Origin of the sequence: Burkholderia sp. Z1, from assembly GCF_014893795.1 — a bacterium.
GTDB lineage: Bacteria > Pseudomonadota > Gammaproteobacteria > Burkholderiales > Burkholderiaceae > Burkholderia > Burkholderia theae.
The window spans coordinates 3,580,447-3,598,669 of sequence record NZ_JACFYL010000001.1 but is presented as its reverse complement, the minus strand read 5'-3'; the positions used below and the strand labels follow the sequence as shown (position 1 = coordinate 3,598,669).

Genomic DNA, 18,223 nt, shown 5'->3' with positions numbered 1-18,223 from the left:
GACCGTCGCGTCCGACGATCGATACGGTAATGGACAACATGCCGCCGTACACCGGCGTGATCGAGAAAGGCGGTCTGACGAACGATCCGCGGCCGACGGTAAGCGGACGTGGCGATGCCGGATCGATCATTCACGTGCTGGTGGACGGCCGTGAAGTCGGCACGGTGGTGGTGAAGGCGAACGGCACGTGGAGCTTCGCGTTGCCGCAGTCGCTGAGCGACGGCGAATATCGGCTGACGGCTCGCGCGAGCAACGACGCGGGGTGGAGCGTGCCGTCGGCGTCGTACGGGATCGTGGTGGACACGACGCCGCCGTCGCGCCCGACGATCGAAGCGGCGACAGAAGGGACGCAGCCGATGCTGTCGGGGCGTGCGGAGACGTATTCGACGGTGACGGTGTACGACGGCATGAAGGTGCTGGGCATGGCGACAACGGGCATCGATGGCGCGTGGACGTTCAAGCTGCCGTCCGGGTTGTCGAACGGGACACACTCGCTGACGGTGACGGCGATGGATCCGGCGGGCAATACGAGCGCGGCGTCGGCAGGCTTCGACGTGACGATCGGGCCGGTGACGCCGCCGACGCCGACCACGCAGGCGATCCTGGACGAGATGGGACGCGACAGCGGGAGTTTCAATTTCGACCGGGTGACGAACGACGGGACAGCGGGGCGCTTGCTGAGTGGCCATCTGACGGCAGCGTTGGCGGCAGGCGAAAAGGTGCAGGTGTCGACGGACGGCGGGAAGACCTGGGTGGACGCGTCGATGAAGTCGGATGGCGTATGGGTGGCGGTCGATCCGAGCGCACATGCCGGTGACTGGAAGATTCAGACGCGGGTGATGAATGACGCGGGCGGCACGGGCAAGATCGCGACGACGGACGTGACGTTGAAAACTTCGGCTATGGCGCCGACGGCAGTAGCCTCGAAAGACGGAGTGATAACGGTAAAGTTTATTGGATTGCTGACCGAATCCGGTTCGAAACTTTCCGTCTTATGCGACAACCAGACTGTCACGCACGTGCTGACCGCGGCTGAAATTGCCGCAGGTACGGCGGCGGTGAGGGTGCCTGGCGGTGCCGGGCTCGCGTACGCCGCGGCCATCGTCGATACAGCAGGAAATGCGTCGCAGTATAAGAAAGTAGATGGGTTTAAATTCAAGGAGGATTTCAACAGCTATAAATCAATATCTTTGTACAGTGAGGAAAAGGCCTCGTTCCAATATTTTGACATTACGGGAATTAAGGATCTGGGGCGAACCTACTGGAAACAAGGGCTATATAGCGGTAACGATTGCGCGATCCCGGGGGGCTATGTATTGTCATCGCCGCCCTCGACAACCGCACTGATAATTACCGGGGAAATTCGGCTCGACCTTCGCGATGGATTGAGCGCCACTCACTTTGCCTGTGATGTCGGTGATGTCACGACGTCTGAAAATCTGGTTCTGACCTTTTACGACCGGAATGGCAAGGCGATCCACAAGGCACAAGCCATTACCGCAAGCAAGGGAGCCCTGCAGCACATCGAAATCGATATGCCCGACGGTTTGTTGTTCACTTCGATCAAATTCGAACAAACCTGGACATCCCAACCTAACTGGATCGCGACATGGGTGGATAACCTCGCGTTCTCCGGGCCGCGGGACGGAGGGTTCGTCGACTCCCCGTCCGTACAGAATCTCGTAGGTGATTCCGCCTATTACGGAGCCCGCCACGGCACGACGTTTACGGTTGAGAGCCTGTCGTATTTCGCGAACGGCGGCAGCGGTGCGTACGGTAGCGCTGGCATCGATACGCTGAAGCTGACAGGCAAGAATCAGGTTCTCGATATTGCGGCGTTGAACAGTGGCATCACGGAAAAGATCACCGGCATCGAGGTCTTCGATTTGACCGGCACGGGCAACAACACGCTGAAACTGACCATGAAGGACGTGCTGAATCTGGGGCATGAGGATCTGTTCATGCGGGACGGCCATACGCAGTTGCTGGTCAAGGGCGATGCGGGCGATCAGGTGTATCTGTCGGGCATGCCGGGGCTGGAGGCGGGTACCTGGAGCAACAAGGGGCTCACTGCGATCGATGGATACGCTTACAACGTCTACGAAAACGCTTCGTTGAATGTCGAACTGATCGTGCAGCATGCGGTCACGATCCATATGGTCTAAGGCACCTCGTTGGTGCTTGCTCTCTAAATTAAATAAGTATCGTCTATGAAAATGCGGCGCGGAACGTCGAACTGCTGGTGCAGTCAGCGGTGTCGATGCAACGCGTCTGATCATCCGTCGAGCAGGCTGTCCTGCATCGCTTGAACCATCGCGCCGCCACGTTTTGTGGCGGCGCATTTCTTTCTGGCATGTCTCACGCGCTTGACTCCTTCCCTGCCCACTCAATGGAAGGGGGCGCTCCTCCAGTCACAAACCTTCATCGATTCGTCCTTGTCCTAATGGTTTGGGGTTTGATTTGGGACTTTTCATATGTCGTGTCGCATGTGCTTTCCGTACAGTCGCTATCTTTCGATAGCGCAGTCGATACGGCGATGCCGCTCAATCGAGGTGTCGTGAGACCGAGCGGAACGATGAGGTGCCAAGGCCTTGCAACGGGTGCCCGACGACGCGGAAATACGACGCGCGCGGCAACGGGCGCGCCAGCCTCACGCATGCTTTCCGCATGCGTTGCCCACGTAAGCGTTCCTGGCATCGGCCCCGAAACCGTCAGCATCGCGTGACGACCTGATCACATGGATACCCAAACCTTCAATCGCGAGAGCCCACCGGGCAGCAGGACCGTCCGGCCCGAAATGCTCGAGCGCGACAGCCTGATGGACGCCGCGTTGTGGATCTGCGACTACTACGGCCGCGGCCGCACGCGTGAAGCATTGACGGCCGGGCTCGCAATGTCCGCGTCGTTGACGCCGTCGCTTGCGCTCGAATTGCTTGTGCAAGCCGGATTGTCGGCGAGACTGGTCGAGCGGAAGCTGTCGCAGCTACCGAGCCATCTGATGCCCGTGCTGCTGCTGCGTCGAGACGGCGGCGCATGCGTACTGCTCGGGGAGGGCGTCGAGCGAGACGGTGCGGAAGGGGCGAGCATCACTTACCGGGTCGTGATGCCCGAAATGGGCCACGATCCCGTCGAATGCGGCGAAGCCGAGATCGATGACACGTATTCGGGCCATGCGATTCTCGTCAAGCCACGCGCGAAAGCCGATACCCGCGACGGCGAACCGCCGCCCGAGCCGGCCGGGCACTGGCTGCTGCGAACGCTGTGGCGCTACCGCGGTTATTACGCGAGCGCCGCGCTCGGCGCGTTCCTGGTCAACGTGCTCGGTCTCGCCAGCGTGTTCTTCACGATGAACGTATACGACCGTGTCGTGCCGAATCAGGCGTACGTGACGCTCTGGTCGCTCGCGATCGGAGTCGCGCTCGCGATGTCGATGGAGGCGGTTTCGCGGCATGTGCGCGCGCACGTGCTCGACACGGCCGGCAAGAAGGCCGATCTCGTGCTTGGCAGCTTGCTGTTCCGCCAGGCGCTGTCGATCCGGATGGAGCGTCGTCCGGCGTCCTCCGGTTCGTTCGCGCACCGGTTGCGCGAATTCGAGTCGGTACGCGATTTCGCGACGTCGGCGACGCTGTCCGCCATATCGGATCTGCCGTTCGTCCTGCTGTTCGTCGCGGTGATTTTCGCGGTCGCGGGCCCGCTCGGCTGGGTTCCGTTGCTGATGATTCCGCTGCTCGTCGGTATCGGCGTGATCGTTCAGTGGCCGCTCGCGCGGGCGATGCGGGAGAACTTGCGCGAAGCGTCGCTGAAGCAGGGCGTGCTGATCGAATCGGTGGAAGGGCTCGAGACGTTGAAGGCGGTCGGCGCGGAGGGCGCGATGCGGCACCGGTGGGACACGTTCAGCGCGAAGGCCGCCGTGTCGTCGATGAAATCGCGTCAATGGTCGAGCGTCGCGACGTGCATGGTGACGTGGCTGCAGCAGATGCAGACCGTCGTGATCGTGGTGGCGGGCGTCTACCTGATCGGCGCGGGCTCGCTCACGCAGGGCGCGCTGATCGGTGCGGTGATGCTCGCCGGCCGCGTGACCGCGCCGCTCGGCCAGGTCATGGGGCTCGCATTGCGTTTCCAGCAGGCGAAGGCCGCGCTGCGTTCGCTCAACGAGCTGATGGTCATGCCGGTCGATCACGATACCGAACGGGAGTATCTCGCTCGTCCGCCGCTGACCGGTCACGTGAAGCTCGACGACGTTTCGTTTTCCTATCCGTCCGCGACGATGCAACAGGATGTTCCGGTTCTGCAGGCTGTGTCGATCGAGATTGCTTGCGGCGAGCGTGTCGCGATACTGGGCCGGGTCGGCAGCGGAAAGTCGACGTTGCTGCGGCTGATCGCACGGCTCTACCTGCCGACCGGCGGCAAGGTGCTGGCCGACGGTCTCGACGCCGAGCAGATCGCGCCGGCGGACTGGCGCAAGACCTTCGGGTACGTCGGTCAGGACAGTCGATTGTTCTACGGCTCGCTGCGCGACAACGTGACGCTCGGTCGCCCTGATGCGACGACGGACGAATTGCTGAAGGTGCTGAAGCTGACCGGCCTCGACGAGCTTGCCGCGCGCCACCCGCTGGGCGTCGGCCTGCCGGTCGGCGAGAACGGCAGCGAGCTGTCGGGCGGCCAGCGGCAGCTCGTCGCGCTCGCGCGCAGCCTGATCGCGCAGCCGCGCGCATTGCTGCTGGACGAGCCGACGAGCGCGATGGACACGCAGACGGAAGGGGTGTTCATCGAGCATCTGCGACAAGCGACGGCGGGCCAGACGCTCGTCGTCGTCACGCATCGAACCTCGCTGCTGTCGCTCGTCGATCGCATCGTGATCGTCGATCGAGGCAAGGTCGTGATGGACGGTCCGAAGGCGCGCGTGCTCGCGGCGCTGTCGGGGCAATCCGTGCCGGACGCGAGCGCCGCCGCGCACGATTCGGCGCGCGCGGCGCTGCGCTCCGTCCGAGTCACGGAACGCTCCGAGGCCGCTGACGGCGAGCGGATCGGGGAGGCCGCGCGATGAGCGATCGATCGACATTCCGGCGACGCCGGCGCGTGCCGCGGTTGTCCGCGCAAGACGCGGCGTTCATGGACGACGTGCGCGAAGCGCTGCTGGTGCGCTCGTCGGCCGGCGCGCAAGCCGTGCTGTACGTGGTGGTCGCCGTGCTGGTCGCGGGGCTCGTGTGGGCGCATTTCGCGCGCGTCGAAGAAGTCACGCGCGGTGAGGCCACCGTCGTGTCGCAAAGCCGCGAACAGTCCATCCAGAGTCTCGAGGGCGGAATCGTGCGGCAGATCGTGGTGCGTGAGGGCGAACGGGTCGAGAAAGCGCAACTGCTGGCCAGGATCGATCCGACTCGCGCGGCGTCGAGTTATCGCGAATTGCGATCGAAGGCGCTCGGCCTGAAGGCGACGATCGCGCGCTTGCGCGCGGAGGCGTACGGCGTGGCGCTGGCGTTTCCGGACGACGTGACGCGCGAACCTGCACTCGTCAGGCAGGAGATGGCGGCCTACGAGGCCCGCCGGCGCGTGACGGAGGAAGGAATCGCAGCGCTGTCTCGCAGCCGGGCGCTGGTGTCGCGCGAGATTGCGATGTCGGAACCGCTCGCGGCAAAGGAACTGATTTCCGAAGTCGAGATCCTGCGCATGCGGCGGCAAGCCGCCGACCTCGACGCGCAGATCGTCGAGCGCCGGAATCGCTACCGTGCCGAAGCAGGCGCGGAACTCGCACGGCTGGAGCCGGAGCTTGCGCAGACGAACGAGTCGCTCGTCGGTCGCGCCGACGTGCTCGCGCGCACCGAAGTCGTCGCGCCGATGCGCGGTGTCGTGAAGAACGTGCGGATTCACACGTCCGGTGCGGTCGTGCAGCCGGGCGAACACATCATGGAGATTGCGCCTGTCGACGACACGCTGCTGGTCGAGGCGCGCATCAAGCCATCGGACGTCGCGTTCCTGCGCCCCGGGCTGCCTGCGCTCGTGAAGGTGAGTGCATACGACTACGCGATTTACGGCGGCCTGCACGGACGCGTCGTCAGCGTTGGCCCCGACACGGTGACGGACGAGCAGCGCGCGGCGTCGGGGCGGCCCGACGCGACGTATTACCGGCTGATGGTCGAGACCGATGCGTACGTGCTGGACGTCGCGGGACGGCGGCTGCCGATTCTTCCGGGCATGCAGGCGACGGTCGACGTCCGCACTGGCGAAAAGACGGTGCTCGACTATCTTCTGAAACCGATCTTCAAGGCCCGCGAGGCTTTCAGGGAGCGCTGACATGGGCCGTCGTCGACATGCCGCGCGCGACGCCGGGCGCGGGTATCTGCATGCAATGCTGGCAGCGGCGATCGCCGTCACGATGCCGATCGCCGCATTCGCGGGGCAAGCGAATGAAAGCGGCCACGGGGCCGACGGCATGTCGAAAGACATGCATGCCGCAGCGGCTCGCGAGCCGCTGCGAAGCGATTTCGCCGGGCGGCAAGCGCGGGAGGCCCGTCAGGATGCGTACGTCGATCCGGCCGCGCCGACGCTCGCGACCGAGGCGGACGTGCGGCGCTTTCTGTACGCGGCGGCCGAGGCGGCCGTCGACGTCAGCCCGCAAGTGCAACGGCTGTATGCCGAATATCAGGCAGCTCAAGCGGACGTCGATCAGGCGAAGGGCGCGCGCTGGCCGCAACTGCAATTGAGTGGCCGGACGCGCTCGGCGCAGTTCGGCGCGAATGCCGGCATCGGCTACGATCCCGGCAATTCGGTCGGCGCGGATCTCACGACGACGCTGTTCGACTGGGGGCGCAACGAGAAGCTGATCGGGAGCCGCCGCGCGCTGGCGAGCGCGAACCAGGAGCGTTACGTCGCGCAAATGGAGGACTCGGCCTATCAGATATCGACCACGCTCGTTGAACTGGCCAAGCAACGCAATATCGCGGCACTGAGCCAGCAATTCGTCGACCGGATGACTCGGCTCGTGAGCATGCTCGACGAGATCGTCGCGGTCGACCACGGGCGCGGCAGCGAACTGACGCAGGCGAAGGCGCGCCTGTTGCAGGCTCAGGCCGGTCGCGACGCCGCGCTCGCGAAGTGCCGCGACGCGGAGCTGAACCTGCGCAAGCTGGCGGGCGAGCGGCCGGTGCGCGTTCCTGTGATGTCGAGCTGGCCGCTGCTGCCCGGCAACCTCGAGCGCCTGATGTCGGCGCTCGACGAGAATCCGCGTCTCCAGCAGGCGCGTGCGGAAGCGAATGCGGCCGACCTCAATCGGGACGCCGTGCGGGCGTCGTCGAAACCGCGCGTCGATTGGGTCGTCAGCACGAGTACGGGCCGCGATGCGCTTGGCCGCAGGACGCCGTGGCAGTCGATGCTCACGCTGAGCTGGAATGCGTTCACGGGCGGCGCCGCGACGGCGGCGACCGGCGCTGCCGCATACCGGGCGCAGGCCGGCTGGCATCAGGTCGAGCAATCGCGTCTCGATCTCGAATATCAGGTGCGCCGTGCCGACCAGGACGCACGGGAGTTCGGCGCGCGCGCCGACCAGTATCGCGATCTGACGGTGGAATCGGATCGCGTGCGCAGCGCGTTCTTCGATCAGTGGTATCACCTCGGGCGACGCTCGTTGCTCGACGTGCTGATCGCGGAGAGCGACGACTACAACAATCGCGTCAACGAAGTCGCGTATCGGTTCGACGGATACGCGGCGACGCTGCGCGGCTACGCGTCGGCGGGAATGCTCGTTCGCTGGTTGCGCGAGGGATGAGGCGCCGTCGCTTGTCGGCAGACTGTCGCGCGGCGTGTGCGCAACGGAGAACGCTATGAAAGCCGAATCAATCGTAAGCCGGTTCGGGCCGGTGCAGTGCTTGCCGGCGACCTATCTGCCGCCGCCGTACGGTTCCCGACGCGGCGCAGTCGCCGCGTTCGCACGGTCGCCGGGGCGCGCCGCATACCCGATCGAGCGGCCTGTCGCGTGGCGCGTGGTCGGGCAGGGCAGCGCGAAGCAGCGGGCCATGCGCGCGGCCGATTTCGGGCACGACAATCTGGCATGGAGCCGTCCGTACGTGCGCCGCGGCCGGGGCCGGGCCGCGTGGGCCGCGGTGGGCGGCGCGCTATCCGGCGCGACGCTGGCGCTGTGGCTCGGTGCAATGCCGGTCGGTTTCGGTACGTTTTCGGGGGGGACGGTCGATACGCAGGTATCGGCGACAGCGCATGCGCCGGAGCGAGCGTCCGTAGCAGGGTCTGGAGATCGTGGCGACGAGCCGCCCATGCGCGAGTTGAGTGTCGCGACTGCTCCGCTCGAACCGGACGAACTGATCGGGCAGCACGACTTGAACGAGCGTCCCGCCGTAGGGACGCGGAGCGCGCCTGACGACGGAGCGCCTCCGGTCGTATCGGTCGAGCGTTCAGGTATATCGGACGTGCAGGTTGCCGAGAGCGGCACCCGGCGGACGGGAACGATGCGGATGAAGCACGCCCCGCCAGTGTTGCGCGCAACACGCGATCCGCAGCCCGCTCTTCCTCCGCCGGCGCCCTTGCGGCATGAGGCATGCGGCGGCGATTGGCCTTGCGGCGAGACGCTGCGGTCGATGCGGATCGAACTGGCGAACTGGGAAGCCGAATTGGCGCAGCGTGCGCAGGCAGATCCGCCTGACGTGCAGCCGGCCGCGTCAGGCTGGATGAGCGAACACACGCGGCTCAGCGACCGATGAGCCGCGTGGCGCCGGTCGTTGTTCGCGCGGACCTGAAACTCTGCCGGCGACCTCGACGCTAACAGGTCCGCCGGGGCGCGGCGGCCCGGGTTTCGTTTCGACGCGGGAGCCGGATGACACCCCGACGATATCGCGATCGGCCCGATCCGGTAGCGAGTACGTGCGATCGGGCGGCACGCGCTGGCCGATCGCACGGGGGCATCAGCCGTTTCGCGGCAACCGGGAGCCGGGCGAACCGCGGCGGCGGCGTCACTTCATTGCAGGATCAACCGCAAATGCGCGTCGGCCTGCTCGCCGGGCGGCTTCTGGAACCCGCCTTTCGCGAAGCGGTGCCACCGGCCGATCACGTAGCTGACGAGCAGGCTCGCCCGCGCGGCCGGGTCGTAGTCGGCCGGCAGCGCGAACGGCGCCGCGCCGTCGGGCGCATTCGCCTCCGTGCGCGCGACCCGCAGGCACTGCTTGACGGTTGCTTCGATGCGGTCGAGCAACTGGTTCACGCGTTCGGTGAGCCGCTCGTCCTCGCCGACCAGCGCCTCGCCTGTCAGCACGCGCGTCATGCCGGGGTTCTTCGCGGCGAAACTGAGCATCGTCAGCGCGATCGTGCGGGCCTGCAGCACGCCGTTCGGCTCCTTCTCGACGATCTGGTTGACGAGGCCGAACAGCGACTGCTCGATGAACTCGATCAGCCCTTCGTACATCTTCGCCTTGCTGGGGAAATGGCGGTACAGCGCGGCTTCCGACACGTCGAGCCGGGCCGCCAGCGAGGCCGTCGTGATCTTCTCGCGCTTCGGCGCCTCGAGCATCGTCGCAAGCGTCTGCAGGATGTGCACGCGACGCTCGCCCGGTTTCGGACGCGTACGGGTGCGGGTGGGTGATGCCTGATCGTCCGTTACGGCTTGGTCCTGCGGGTGAGTCGGCTGCATTTCTGTCGCCCCGATCGAGTGCCCAGTCGCAGCGATTTTAACGAACGAATCCGCTGGTCGACATAAAGCGGGCGGCCGGTACCCGGCAGGTCGCCGGGAAGATGGCCGGTAATCCAGACCGTGCCGATGCCGAGGCGCTTGTAGCGCTTCAGGTGGCCGCGCGTGTCCTCGACAAGGATCGCGTCGGCCATCCGCACATGCGCGGCACGCAGCGTCCGGCGCAGCATCGTGTGGTCGGGCTTCGCGCGCCACGTGCGGCGGTCGCGCATGTGCTCGATCGCGATCACGCGCTCGAACAGCCGTTCGATGCGCAGCTCGCGCAGCACCGCGCGCGCGTAGTTCTCCGGCGCGTTGGTCAGCACCAGCTTGCGGCCCGGCAGCGCGGCGAGGATGCGCGCGAGGCCGCGCTCGGCGCGCAGCATCCCGGGCAGGTCGGAAAACGTATGGACCGCGCGCAGGAAGTCGTGCGGATCGATCGGATGATGGCGCGTGAGGCCGAGGAGCGCCGCGCCGTAGCGCTGCGTGTAGCCGGTGCGCAGCCGGTCGGCTTCGACGCGCTCGACCTTGAGCGCGTCGATGATGTATTGCGTCATCGCACGGTTGATCTCGGGAAAGATCGCGTGCGACGCGTGATGAAGCGTGTTGTCGAGATCGAACAGCCAGACCGGCGCGCCGGCACGCGGCCGGCTGCGCGAGATGCGCCGGCGCCGCAGCGGGGCCGGCAGGTCGGGGCTGACGATCTTGCGGCGCGCGCTCAATGCGAGCGGATCATCGTGCCGAACGGCTGCTCGGTCAGGATTTCCAGCAGCACCGAGTGCTCGATCCGGCCGTCGACGATGTGCACCGACTTCACGCCGCTCTTCGCGGCGTCGAGCGCCGACGAGATCTTCGGCAGCATGCCGCCCGAGATCGTGCCGTCCTCGAACAGCGCGTCGATCTCGCGCGCGGACAGATCGGTCAGCAGGTTGCCGTCCTTGTCCATCACGCCCGGGATGTTGGTCATCATCAGCAGCTTCTCGGCGTTCAGCACGGTGGCGAGCTTGCCCGCGACGAGGTCGGCGTTGATGTTGTACGACAAGCCGTCTTCGCCGAAGCCGATCGGCGAGATCACCGGGATGAACGCGTCGTCCTGCAGCGCCTTCACGACCGCCGGGTTGATCGCCTCGACTTCGCCGACCTGGCCGATGTCGATGTACTGGCCCGGGTTGTCGCGGTCCGGCATCAGCAGCTTGCGCGCGTGGATCAGGCCGCCGTCCTTGCCCGTCAGGCCCACCGCGTGGCCGCCGAAGTGGTTGATCAGCGTCACGATGTCCTGCTGCACTTCGCCGCCCAGCACCCATTCGACGACTTCCATCGTCTCTTCGTCGGTGACGCGCATGCCCTGGATGAAGGTGCCGGCCTTGCCGATCTTCTTCAGCGCCTGGTCGATCTGCGGGCCGCCGCCGTGGACGATCACCGGATTGATGCCGACCAGTTTCAGCAGGATCACGTCGCGCGCGAAGCCCTGCTTGAGCCGTTCTTCCGTCATCGCATTGCCGCCGTATTTGATGACCACGGTCTTGCCGTGGTAGCGGCGGATGTACGGCAGCGCTTCGGCGAGGATTTCTGCTTTCAGAGTAGGGGCGATCTGCGAGAGGTCGATGGGCTCGGACATGGCGGCAGCTCTGGCTGGGAACGGTTGAAACAGGGCGAATTGTACAGGAGTGGCGCAGCGCAGCATCGGGTTTTTGGGCTGGCCGGAAGGCGGTCTGCGCGGGTCTGACACCTTGTGCGGCGGCCCGCCGGCTATGGCGCTGCGCGATGCGGGCGGCGGTGCGCGGGCAGCGCCGCCCGGTTCGTTCGGGACGCACTTCGGCCGGGCGGCCGACGTGCAAGATCCGTGCGCCGCGCTATGCTTGTCGCGTGGGGCGACTTCACGCCCGCTTTTGCGATTCCGCCATGACCGATTCCGCTGCCGCCCGTTCCGCCCCGCACCGCGCGCGCTGCCCGCGCTGCGGGCGCGGCTTCGACTGCGGCGCGCGCACGCAACCGTTCGACTGCTGGTGCGCGTCGATGCCGGCGCTGCCGGGTGGCGGCACCCAGCCTGCGGCCGGCGCGCGCTGCCGGTGCCCCGAGTGCCTGGCCGACGAGATCGCGCAGCGCATGACCGGCGCGGCCGGCTGACGGCGCGGGCCGTGCATGCGGTGCGCGCCGTTCGCCGGTTCCGATCCGGCCCCGCTAGGGGCGCCGCCCGCTAAACGGGTAAACTGCCCGGATGCAACGAATCACCACCACCGGGCGCGTCAACCTCAGTCACCTGTTCTGGCTCCGCAATCTCGCGATCATCGGCCAGCTCGTGACGATCGGCGTCGTGCAGACCTATTTCGGCGTGCATCTGCCGTTGCCGGCGATGCTGATGGTCATCGCGCTCGAAATCGTTTTCAACGCGCTGACCTGGGTGCGTGTGCTGCGCGCACGGCCCGAAACCAATTTCGAGCTGCTCGGCCAGCTGTGGGTCGACCTCGGTGCGCTGTCCGCGCTGCTGTTCCTGTCGGGCGGCACGACCAACCCGTTCGTGTCGCTGTACCTGCCGTCGCTCGCGATCGCGGCGGCCGTGCTGCCGTGGCACCTGATGATCTGGCTCGCGGCGTTCGCGGTCGCCTGCTACGCGGCGCTCGGCTTCGATTCGGTGCCGCTCAACATGGACAATCCCGCGAACCTGTTCGACTACTACCGCACCGGGATGTGGGCGAACTTCATGGTCAGCGTCGGGTTGATCGCGTGGTTCGTCGCGCGCATGTCGAAGGCGCTGCGCCAGCGCGATTCGGCGCTCGGCGAAGCGCAGCAGCACTTGCTGCGCGACGAGCGGGCGGTTGCGCTCGGCGTACAGGCCGCCACCGTCGCGCACGAGATGGGCACGCCGCTGTCGACGATCGCGATGCTCGCGGAGGAACTGCGCGACGCGGCGCGCGCCGATCCGGGGTTGGCCCGCTACGAGGCCGACCTGAAGGTGCTCGAGGAACAGATGACGCTCTGCACGTCGGCGCTCGCGCGCCTGCGCAGCCGCGCGAGCGCGCCGGCGAGCCGCCAGCCGGTGGACGACTGGCTCGATACGTTCGTCGAGCACTGGCGCCTGCGGCATCCGCACGTGCAGTTCGAGCTGCTTGGCGCGCGTCCGGCGGGCGTCGCGCTCGACGATACGGTCGCGGCCGGCCAGATCCTGACGATCCTGCTCGACAACGCCGCGCGGGCGAGCCCGCAGCGCGTGACGCTGGCCGCGAAGGTCGCGCACGACCGCGCGGCCGACGAGATCGAATTCGAGGTATGCGACGACGGGCCCGGCATTCCTGCCGCACTGCGCGAATCGCTCGGCGCGATGCCGGTCGACAGCACGCAGGGCGGGCACGGGGTCGGCTTGTATCTCGCGTTCAGTGCGGCCGCGCGGCTCGGCGGCGAAATCGAACTGTCCGATGTCACGCCGCGCGCGGCGGGCGGCAACGGGCGGGCCGGCGGTGCGGCGAATGGTCACGCCGCTGCTGCATCGGGTCATCGCGCGGGCGAACGCGTGGCCGAACGAACGGCCGGCACGCCGGACGGCCGCCCGGCCGGCGCAACCGCCGGGCGCGGCACGCGGGCCGTGCTGCGCCTGCCGGTCGTGCGCGTCGCGGCGCCGGCCGCCTCAACCAACACGTAGACGGAGAAACCACATGAGCGAGAACAATTTCCTGGTGATCGACGACAACGAGGTGTTCGCGGGCACGCTCGCGCGCGGCCTCGAGCGCCGCGGTTATGCGGTCCAGCAGGCGCACGACAAGGAGGCGGCGCTGCGGCTCGCCGCGGGCGGCAAGTTCCAGTTCATCACCGTCGACCTGCATCTCGGCGAGGATTCGGGGCTGAGCCTGATCGCGCCGCTGTGCGACCTGCAGCCCGATGCGCGGATTCTGGTGCTGACCGGCTACGCGAGCATCGCGACCGCCGTGCAGGCGGTGAAGGAAGGTGCCGACAACTACCTCGCGAAGCCCGCGAACGTCGAGTCGATCCTGGCCGCGCTGCAGACCAACGCGACCGAAGTGCAGGCCGACGAGGCGCTCGAGAATCCGGTCGTGCTGTCGGTCGACCGGCTCGAATGGGAGCATATCCAGCGCGTGCTGGCCGAGAACAACAACAACATCTCGGCGACCGCGCGCGCGCTGAACATGCACCGCCGCACGCTGCAGCGCAAGCTCGCGAAGAAGCCGGTGCGGCAGTAAGCGGCGCGACGCGCGTTGATTCCGTACGACGTACGGCGCACCAACGAAAAACGGGCGACCCCGCGAAGGGGCCGCCCGTTTTTCATCGGATAGCGCGCGCGTTACAGCACGTAGCGCGACAGATCCTCGTCCTGCGACACTTCGCCGAGCGCCCGGTCGACATACTTCGCGTCGATCGTCACGCGCTCGCCGGCGTGGTTGCCGGCCGAGAACGACACTTCCTCGAGCAGTTTCTCGATCACCGTGTACAGCCGGCGCGCGCCGATGTTCTCGGTTTTCTCGTTGACCGCATACGCGATCTCCGCGAGGCGGCGGATACCGTCGTCGGCGAAGTCGAGCTGCACGTCCTCGGTCGCGAGCAGCGCCTGGTACTGCTTGACGAGGCTCGCGTCGGTCGCGTCGAGGATCGCCTCGAAGTCTTCCACCGACAGCGAGTCGAGCTCGACGCGGATCGGGAAGCGGCCCTGCAGCTCCGGAATCAGGTCGCTCGGCTTCGCGAGGTGGAACGCGCCGCTCGCGATGAACAGGATGTGATCGGTCTTCACCATCCCGTACTTCGTGTTGATCGTCGTGCCTTCGACGAGCGGCAGCAGGTCGCGCTGCACGCCCTGGCGCGACACTTCGCCGCCGCTGCCTTCGTTGTTGCGCGACGTGATCTTGTCGATCTCGTCGAGGAACACGATGCCGTTCTGCTCGACGTTCTGCACGGCCTTCGTCTTCACTTCCTCTTCGTTCAGCATCTTCGCCGCTTCCTCGTCGGTCAGCAGCTTCAGCGCTTCCTTGATCTTCACCTTGCGGCGCTGCTTCTTGCCGCTGCCGAGGTTCGAGAACATCGAGCGGATCTGCTCGGTCATCTCTTCCATCCCGGGCGGCGCCATGATGTCCATGCCGGCCGACGGCTGCTCGAGGTCGAGCTCGACTTCCTTGTCGTCGAGCTGGCCTTCGCGCAGGCGCTTGCGGAACGTCTGGCGCGTCGCGTTGTTGTCGTCGTTCGCGTGTTCGGCGTTCCCGCCGAAGCCCACCGCGCGCGGTTGCGGCAGCAGGATGTCGAGGATGCGGTCTTCGGCCTGGTCGGTTGCCTTGCTGCGCACCTTGCGCATTTCGGTTTCGCGCGTCTGCTTGACCGAGGTCTCCATGAGGTCGCGCACGATGCTGTCGACGTCACGGCCGACGTAGCCGACTTCGGTGAACTTGGTCGCCTCGATCTTGATGAACGGCGCATCGGCGAGCTTCGCGAGGCGGCGCGCGATTTCGGTCTTGCCGACGCCCGTCGGCCCGATCATCAGGATGTTCTTCGGCGTGATTTCCGTGCGCAGCGGGTCGGCGACCTGCTGGCGGCGCCAGCGGTTGCGCAGCGCGACCGCGACGGCCTTCTTCGCCTTGTTCTGGCCGATGATGTGCTTGTCGAGTTCCGAGACGATCTCGGCAGGGGTCATGGTGCTCATGGTGCGGTCCTTACTCGATCGTTTCGATGATGCGGTTGTGGTTCGTGTAGATACACATGTCGCCCGCGATCCCGAGCGACTTCTCGACGATCTCGCGCGGCGACAGCTCGGTGTTCTCGACGAGCGCGCGGGCCGCGGCCTGCGCGTACGCGCCGCCCGAGCCGATCGCGCAGATGCCGCCTTCCGGGTCGAGCACGTCGCCGTTGCCGGTGATCACGAGCGTGGTGGTCGCATCGGCCGTGATCAGCATCGCCTCGAGGCGCCGCAGCATCCGGTCGGTGCGCCAGTCCTTCGCGAGCTCGACGGCCGCACGGGTCAGGTTGCCCTGGTGCTTCTCGAGCTTCGCCTCGAAGCGGTCGAGCAGCGAGAACGCATCGGCGGTGCCGCCCGCGAATCCGACCAGTACCTGGTTGTTGTAGATCCGCCGCACTTTCCGCGCGCCACCCTTCATGACGATGTTGCCGAGGGTTACCTGGCCGTCGCCGCCGAGCGCGACCTTGTCGCCGCGCCGGACCGAAACGATGGTCGTGCCGTGAAATTGCTCCATCTGCGTTCCTTGAGAAAAACGGGGAAGATTCGGGCGGCGCGAGGCGCCGCCGCGTGAATCGCAGTGCGCCGGGGAGCGGCCCGGCGCGCGTCCGTTTCATTTTAGGGCGGGCGCCGGGATATCAAGAGGCGGGAGGCAAATCGGCGACCCGGGAACCGGTGCCGGAAAAACAAAAAGCGCGCGGCAGGCCGCGCGCTTTCGGGAAGCAGCGTGTCGGAGCGGAACGCCGCTCGATCAGTCGCCGAACAGCTTCTGGCGCAGTTCGCGGCGCTCTTGCGCCTCGAGCGACAGCGTGGCCGTCGGGCGCGCGAGCAGTCGCGGGATGCCGATCGGCTCGCCGGTTTCCTCGCACCAGCCGTAATCGCCGGAATCGATGCGGGCGAGCGACTGCTGAACCTTCTTGAGGAGCTTGCGTTCGCGATCGCGCGTACGCAACTCGAGCGCGTGCTCTTCCTCGATCGTCGCGCGATCGGCGGGATCGGGGACGATCACCGTCTCGCGGAGGTTCTCGGTCGTCTGGCCTGCATTCTTGAGGATGTCCGCCTGCAACTGTTCGAGCCGATTTTTGAAGAAGGCGAGCTGATCCTCATTCATGTAATCCTTGTCGCTCATCTTCAGGATTTCGGCTTCGGTCAAGAGTTTCTTCGTCATCTGCTTGCTTCTTCAATGTGCGGCAAATCAAGAGATATTGCCTGCACTTTGGGATTACCCGCAACCGCGCTTGCAATCATTTGCGATTTGCCGCCGCGGGGCCGAAAGCCTCTGGAAAAACCGGTTCTCAAATACCAGGACAGGCCTGGCGCGGATTTGCGCGCGGCGAACCGGTGTGCTGCGCGGCAGATCGCATCGGCCGCGGCCGGTTGGCGGATGGGCGATCCGGCGCGGTTGCGATGCCCGGGTATTGGTTCAGCAAGAACCGGGCCTGTTTGTTGCCGTACTCCAGCGGGCACGTATTGTAACTGAATCGCAAGCGGGCGCCGTATCGGGTCGATCCCCGTCGGCTGCGCCAATATCTAGAAAATATAACGCGCAAATCGCGAAAAAGCGATGACGGCGAAACCCTGCCCGGAAAGGGCGCCGCGCGACCGCCGCGGCGGCCCGCGGAGGCGGCCGGGCGGCGGGGTGCGCGGCGGCGCCCGCGTGCGTCAGGCGAGGCAGGCGTCGAGGCCGTCGGTGATCAGGTCCTGCGGCAGGTCGACACCGATGAACACCATCTTGTTGGTCTTCTTCTCGGCCGGCAGCCACTTCGCGGCGAGGTCGCTGCCCATCATCTGGTGCACGCCCTGGAACACGACCTTGCGGTCGACGCCCTTCATGAACAGCACGCCCTTGTAGCGCAGCATCCGCTCGCCGTAGATCTGCAGGATGCCGCCGAGGAAGTCTTCCAGCTTGTTCGGGTCGAACGGGCGGTCGTTGCGGTACACGAACGACTTGATCTTGTCGTCGTGGTGCGCGTGGTGGTGGTGATGGTGGTGGCCGTGGTCGTGATCGTGCGCGCATTGACCGTGATCGTGGTCGCAATCGGCGTGATCGTGGCCATGGTCGTGATCGTGGTGGTCATGCGCGTGATCGTCTTCGGCGAGGAAGTCGGGGTCGATCTCGAGCTTCGCGTTCAGGTTGAAGCCGCGCAGGTCGAAGATTTCCTTGATGTCCGCCTCACCGAAATTCACGACCTTGATCGCCGCCTTCGGGTTCATGTGCATCAGGCGGTGCTTGAGGCCGGCGACGGTCTGGTCGTCGACGAGGTCGGACTTCGTGACGAACAGGCGGTCGGCGAAACCGACCTGGCGCTGCACGACTTCGTGTTCGTCGAGCTGCGCGTTCGCGTGCTTCGCGTCGACGAGCGTGATGACCGCGTCGAGCAGGAAGTCGTCGGCGATTTCGCTGTCGATGAAGAAGGTTTGCGCGACCGGGCCCGGGTTCGCGAGGCCGGTCGTCTCGATCACGATGCGGTCGAAGTCGAGCTTGCCTTCGCGCTTCTTCGCGGCGAGATCGCCGAGCGCGCGTGCGAGGTCGCCGCGGATCGTGCAGCAGATGCAGCCGTTGCTCATCTGGATGATCTGCTCGTTCGAATCCTGCACGAGGATTTCGTTGTCGATGTTCTCTTCGCCGAACTCGTTCTCGATCACGGCGATCTTCATGCCGTGCTGTTCGTTCAGGATGCGCTTGAGCAGCGTCGTCTTGCCGCTGCCGAGAAAGCCGGTAAGGATGGTGACGGGAGTGGCCATGTCGGTCGCCTGTGGTTCGTGAATCGGGGTCAAAACCAGAATGTGCGTCGCGCCCTCGCGCTGCGAGCCGGGGCGCACAACCATTCATTGAAACATACCTGTCAAGCCCTCGCCCGTCGTCCGGACGACAGGCGAAAGCGCTG

At 66.1% G+C, this 18,223-nt stretch carries 15 protein-coding genes; 8 read left to right on the top strand and 7 right to left on the bottom strand.

The window, feature by feature from the left end:
• Positions 1–29 precede the first annotated feature (29 nt).
• The 5 genes from H3H55_RS16730 to H3H55_RS16710 all read left to right on the top strand — a co-directional run bounded on the left by H3H55_RS16730 (position 30) and on the right by H3H55_RS16710 (position 8,708).
• Positions 30–2,165, top strand: coding sequence for an Ig-like domain-containing protein (locus H3H55_RS16730; protein ID WP_193099385.1), 2,136 nt, complete (start codon positions 30–32; stop codon positions 2,163–2,165).
• 572 nt (positions 2,166–2,737) lie between these two features.
• Positions 2,738–5,047, top strand: coding sequence for a type I secretion system permease/ATPase (locus tag H3H55_RS16725; protein WP_193099384.1), 2,310 nt, complete (start codon positions 2,738–2,740; stop codon positions 5,045–5,047).
• Positions 5,044–6,291 (top strand): HlyD family type I secretion periplasmic adaptor subunit, encoded by a 1,248-nt coding sequence (locus H3H55_RS16720; RefSeq protein WP_193099383.1) that lies wholly within the window; start codon positions 5,044–5,046, stop codon positions 6,289–6,291. The genes H3H55_RS16725 and H3H55_RS16720 overlap by 4 nt, the downstream gene beginning before the upstream one ends.
• Before the next feature lies 1 nt (position 6,292).
• Complete coding sequence (locus H3H55_RS16715) at positions 6,293–7,762, top strand: TolC family protein (protein ID WP_226800057.1); 1,470 nt, start codon at positions 6,293–6,295, stop codon at positions 7,760–7,762.
• A 55-nt stretch (positions 7,763–7,817) separates the two neighbouring features.
• Positions 7,818–8,708, top strand: a complete 891-nt coding sequence (locus H3H55_RS16710) for a hypothetical protein (RefSeq protein WP_193099382.1) — start codon at positions 7,818–7,820, stop codon at positions 8,706–8,708.
• Positions 8,709–8,962: 254 nt separating this feature from the next.
• On the opposite strand, the gene slmA is transcribed toward H3H55_RS16710, so the two are convergent.
• From slmA to argB, 3 genes are read right to left on the bottom strand one after another with little or no spacing between them, the layout of a single operon-like run.
• Positions 8,963–9,631, bottom strand: a complete 669-nt coding sequence (gene slmA, locus H3H55_RS16705; protein ID WP_048244654.1) for a nucleoid occlusion factor SlmA — start codon at positions 9,629–9,631, stop codon at positions 8,963–8,965.
• The gene (locus H3H55_RS16700; RefSeq protein ID WP_129513233.1) at positions 9,598–10,389 is read right to left on the bottom strand and encodes a pyrimidine 5'-nucleotidase; all 792 of its coding nucleotides are present in this window, start codon (positions 10,387–10,389) and stop codon (positions 9,598–9,600) included. The genes slmA and H3H55_RS16700 overlap by 34 nt, the downstream gene beginning before the upstream one ends.
• Entirely contained in the window at positions 10,386–11,285 is a 900-nt protein-coding gene (argB, locus tag H3H55_RS16695; RefSeq protein WP_006754950.1) for an acetylglutamate kinase, read from the bottom strand. The genes H3H55_RS16700 and argB overlap by 4 nt, the downstream gene beginning before the upstream one ends.
• A gap of 284 nt (positions 11,286–11,569) precedes the next feature.
• Between argB and H3H55_RS16690 the strand changes: the two genes are divergently transcribed.
• The 3 genes from H3H55_RS16690 to H3H55_RS16680 all read left to right on the top strand — a co-directional run bounded on the left by H3H55_RS16690 (position 11,570) and on the right by H3H55_RS16680 (position 13,860).
• Entirely contained in the window at positions 11,570–11,794 is a 225-nt protein-coding gene (locus H3H55_RS16690) for a cysteine-rich CWC family protein (RefSeq protein ID WP_193099381.1), read from the top strand.
• Between the two features lie 91 nt (positions 11,795–11,885).
• Positions 11,886–13,304 carry an ATP-binding protein gene (locus tag H3H55_RS16685; protein ID WP_129513231.1) on the top strand — a complete coding sequence of 473 codons (1,419 nt, stop codon included), beginning with the start codon at positions 11,886–11,888 and terminating at the stop codon, positions 13,302–13,304.
• 13 nt (positions 13,305–13,317) lie between these two features.
• Complete coding sequence (locus tag H3H55_RS16680; RefSeq protein WP_021156278.1) at positions 13,318–13,860, top strand: response regulator transcription factor; 543 nt, start codon at positions 13,318–13,320, stop codon at positions 13,858–13,860.
• Between the two features lie 101 nt (positions 13,861–13,961).
• Here H3H55_RS16680 and hslU read toward each other — a convergent pair whose 3' ends face one another.
• From hslU to H3H55_RS16660, 4 genes are all read right to left on the bottom strand, one after another.
• Positions 13,962–15,305: an ATP-dependent protease ATPase subunit HslU gene (hslU, locus tag H3H55_RS16675; protein WP_048244649.1), complete on the bottom strand. Its 1,344-nt coding sequence runs from the start codon at positions 15,303–15,305 to the stop codon at positions 13,962–13,964.
• A gap of 10 nt (positions 15,306–15,315) precedes the next feature.
• On the bottom strand, positions 15,316–15,852 hold the full coding sequence (gene hslV / locus H3H55_RS16670) for an ATP-dependent protease subunit HslV (RefSeq protein WP_006477497.1): 537 nt from the start codon (positions 15,850–15,852) through the stop codon (positions 15,316–15,318).
• Between the two features lie 234 nt (positions 15,853–16,086).
• Positions 16,087–16,503: an RNA polymerase-binding protein DksA gene (dksA, locus tag H3H55_RS16665; protein ID WP_006477498.1), complete on the bottom strand. Its 417-nt coding sequence runs from the start codon at positions 16,501–16,503 to the stop codon at positions 16,087–16,089.
• A 494-nt stretch (positions 16,504–16,997) separates the two neighbouring features.
• A complete protein-coding gene (locus H3H55_RS16660; RefSeq protein ID WP_129513229.1) occupies positions 16,998–18,080 on the bottom strand; it encodes a CobW family GTP-binding protein in 1,083 nt (360 codons plus the stop codon).
• Positions 18,081–18,223: the final 143 nt, after the last annotated feature.

What these genes read in the sequence shown, in the direction of transcription:
- H3H55_RS16730 (WP_193099385.1), top strand. Translation starts at nt 30, where the DNA reads ATGGACAACATGCCGCCGTACACCGGCGTGATCGAGAAAGGCGGTCTG.
- H3H55_RS16725 (WP_193099384.1), top strand. Translation starts at nt 2,738, where the DNA reads ATGGATACCCAAACCTTCAATCGCGAGAGCCCACCGGGCAGCAGGACC.
- H3H55_RS16720 (WP_193099383.1), top strand. Translation starts at nt 5,044, where the DNA reads ATGAGCGATCGATCGACATTCCGGCGACGCCGGCGCGTGCCGCGGTTG.
- H3H55_RS16715 (WP_226800057.1), top strand. Translation starts at nt 6,293, where the DNA reads ATGGGCCGTCGTCGACATGCCGCGCGCGACGCCGGGCGCGGGTATCTG.
- H3H55_RS16710 (WP_193099382.1), top strand. Translation starts at nt 7,818, where the DNA reads ATGAAAGCCGAATCAATCGTAAGCCGGTTCGGGCCGGTGCAGTGCTTG.
- slmA (WP_048244654.1), bottom strand. Translation starts at nt 9,631, where the DNA reads ATGCAGCCGACTCACCCGCAGGACCAAGCCGTAACGGACGATCAGGCA.
- argB (WP_006754950.1), bottom strand. Translation starts at nt 11,285, where the DNA reads ATGTCCGAGCCCATCGACCTCTCGCAGATCGCCCCTACTCTGAAAGCA.
- H3H55_RS16690 (WP_193099381.1), top strand. Translation starts at nt 11,570, where the DNA reads ATGACCGATTCCGCTGCCGCCCGTTCCGCCCCGCACCGCGCGCGCTGC.
- H3H55_RS16685 (WP_129513231.1), top strand. Translation starts at nt 11,886, where the DNA reads ATGCAACGAATCACCACCACCGGGCGCGTCAACCTCAGTCACCTGTTC.
- H3H55_RS16680 (WP_021156278.1), top strand. Translation starts at nt 13,318, where the DNA reads ATGAGCGAGAACAATTTCCTGGTGATCGACGACAACGAGGTGTTCGCG.
- hslU (WP_048244649.1), bottom strand. Translation starts at nt 15,305, where the DNA reads ATGAGCACCATGACCCCTGCCGAGATCGTCTCGGAACTCGACAAGCAC.
- hslV (WP_006477497.1), bottom strand. Translation starts at nt 15,852, where the DNA reads ATGGAGCAATTTCACGGCACGACCATCGTTTCGGTCCGGCGCGGCGAC.
- dksA (WP_006477498.1), bottom strand. Translation starts at nt 16,503, where the DNA reads ATGACGAAGAAACTCTTGACCGAAGCCGAAATCCTGAAGATGAGCGAC.
- H3H55_RS16660 (WP_129513229.1), bottom strand. Translation starts at nt 18,080, where the DNA reads ATGGCCACTCCCGTCACCATCCTTACCGGCTTTCTCGGCAGCGGCAAG.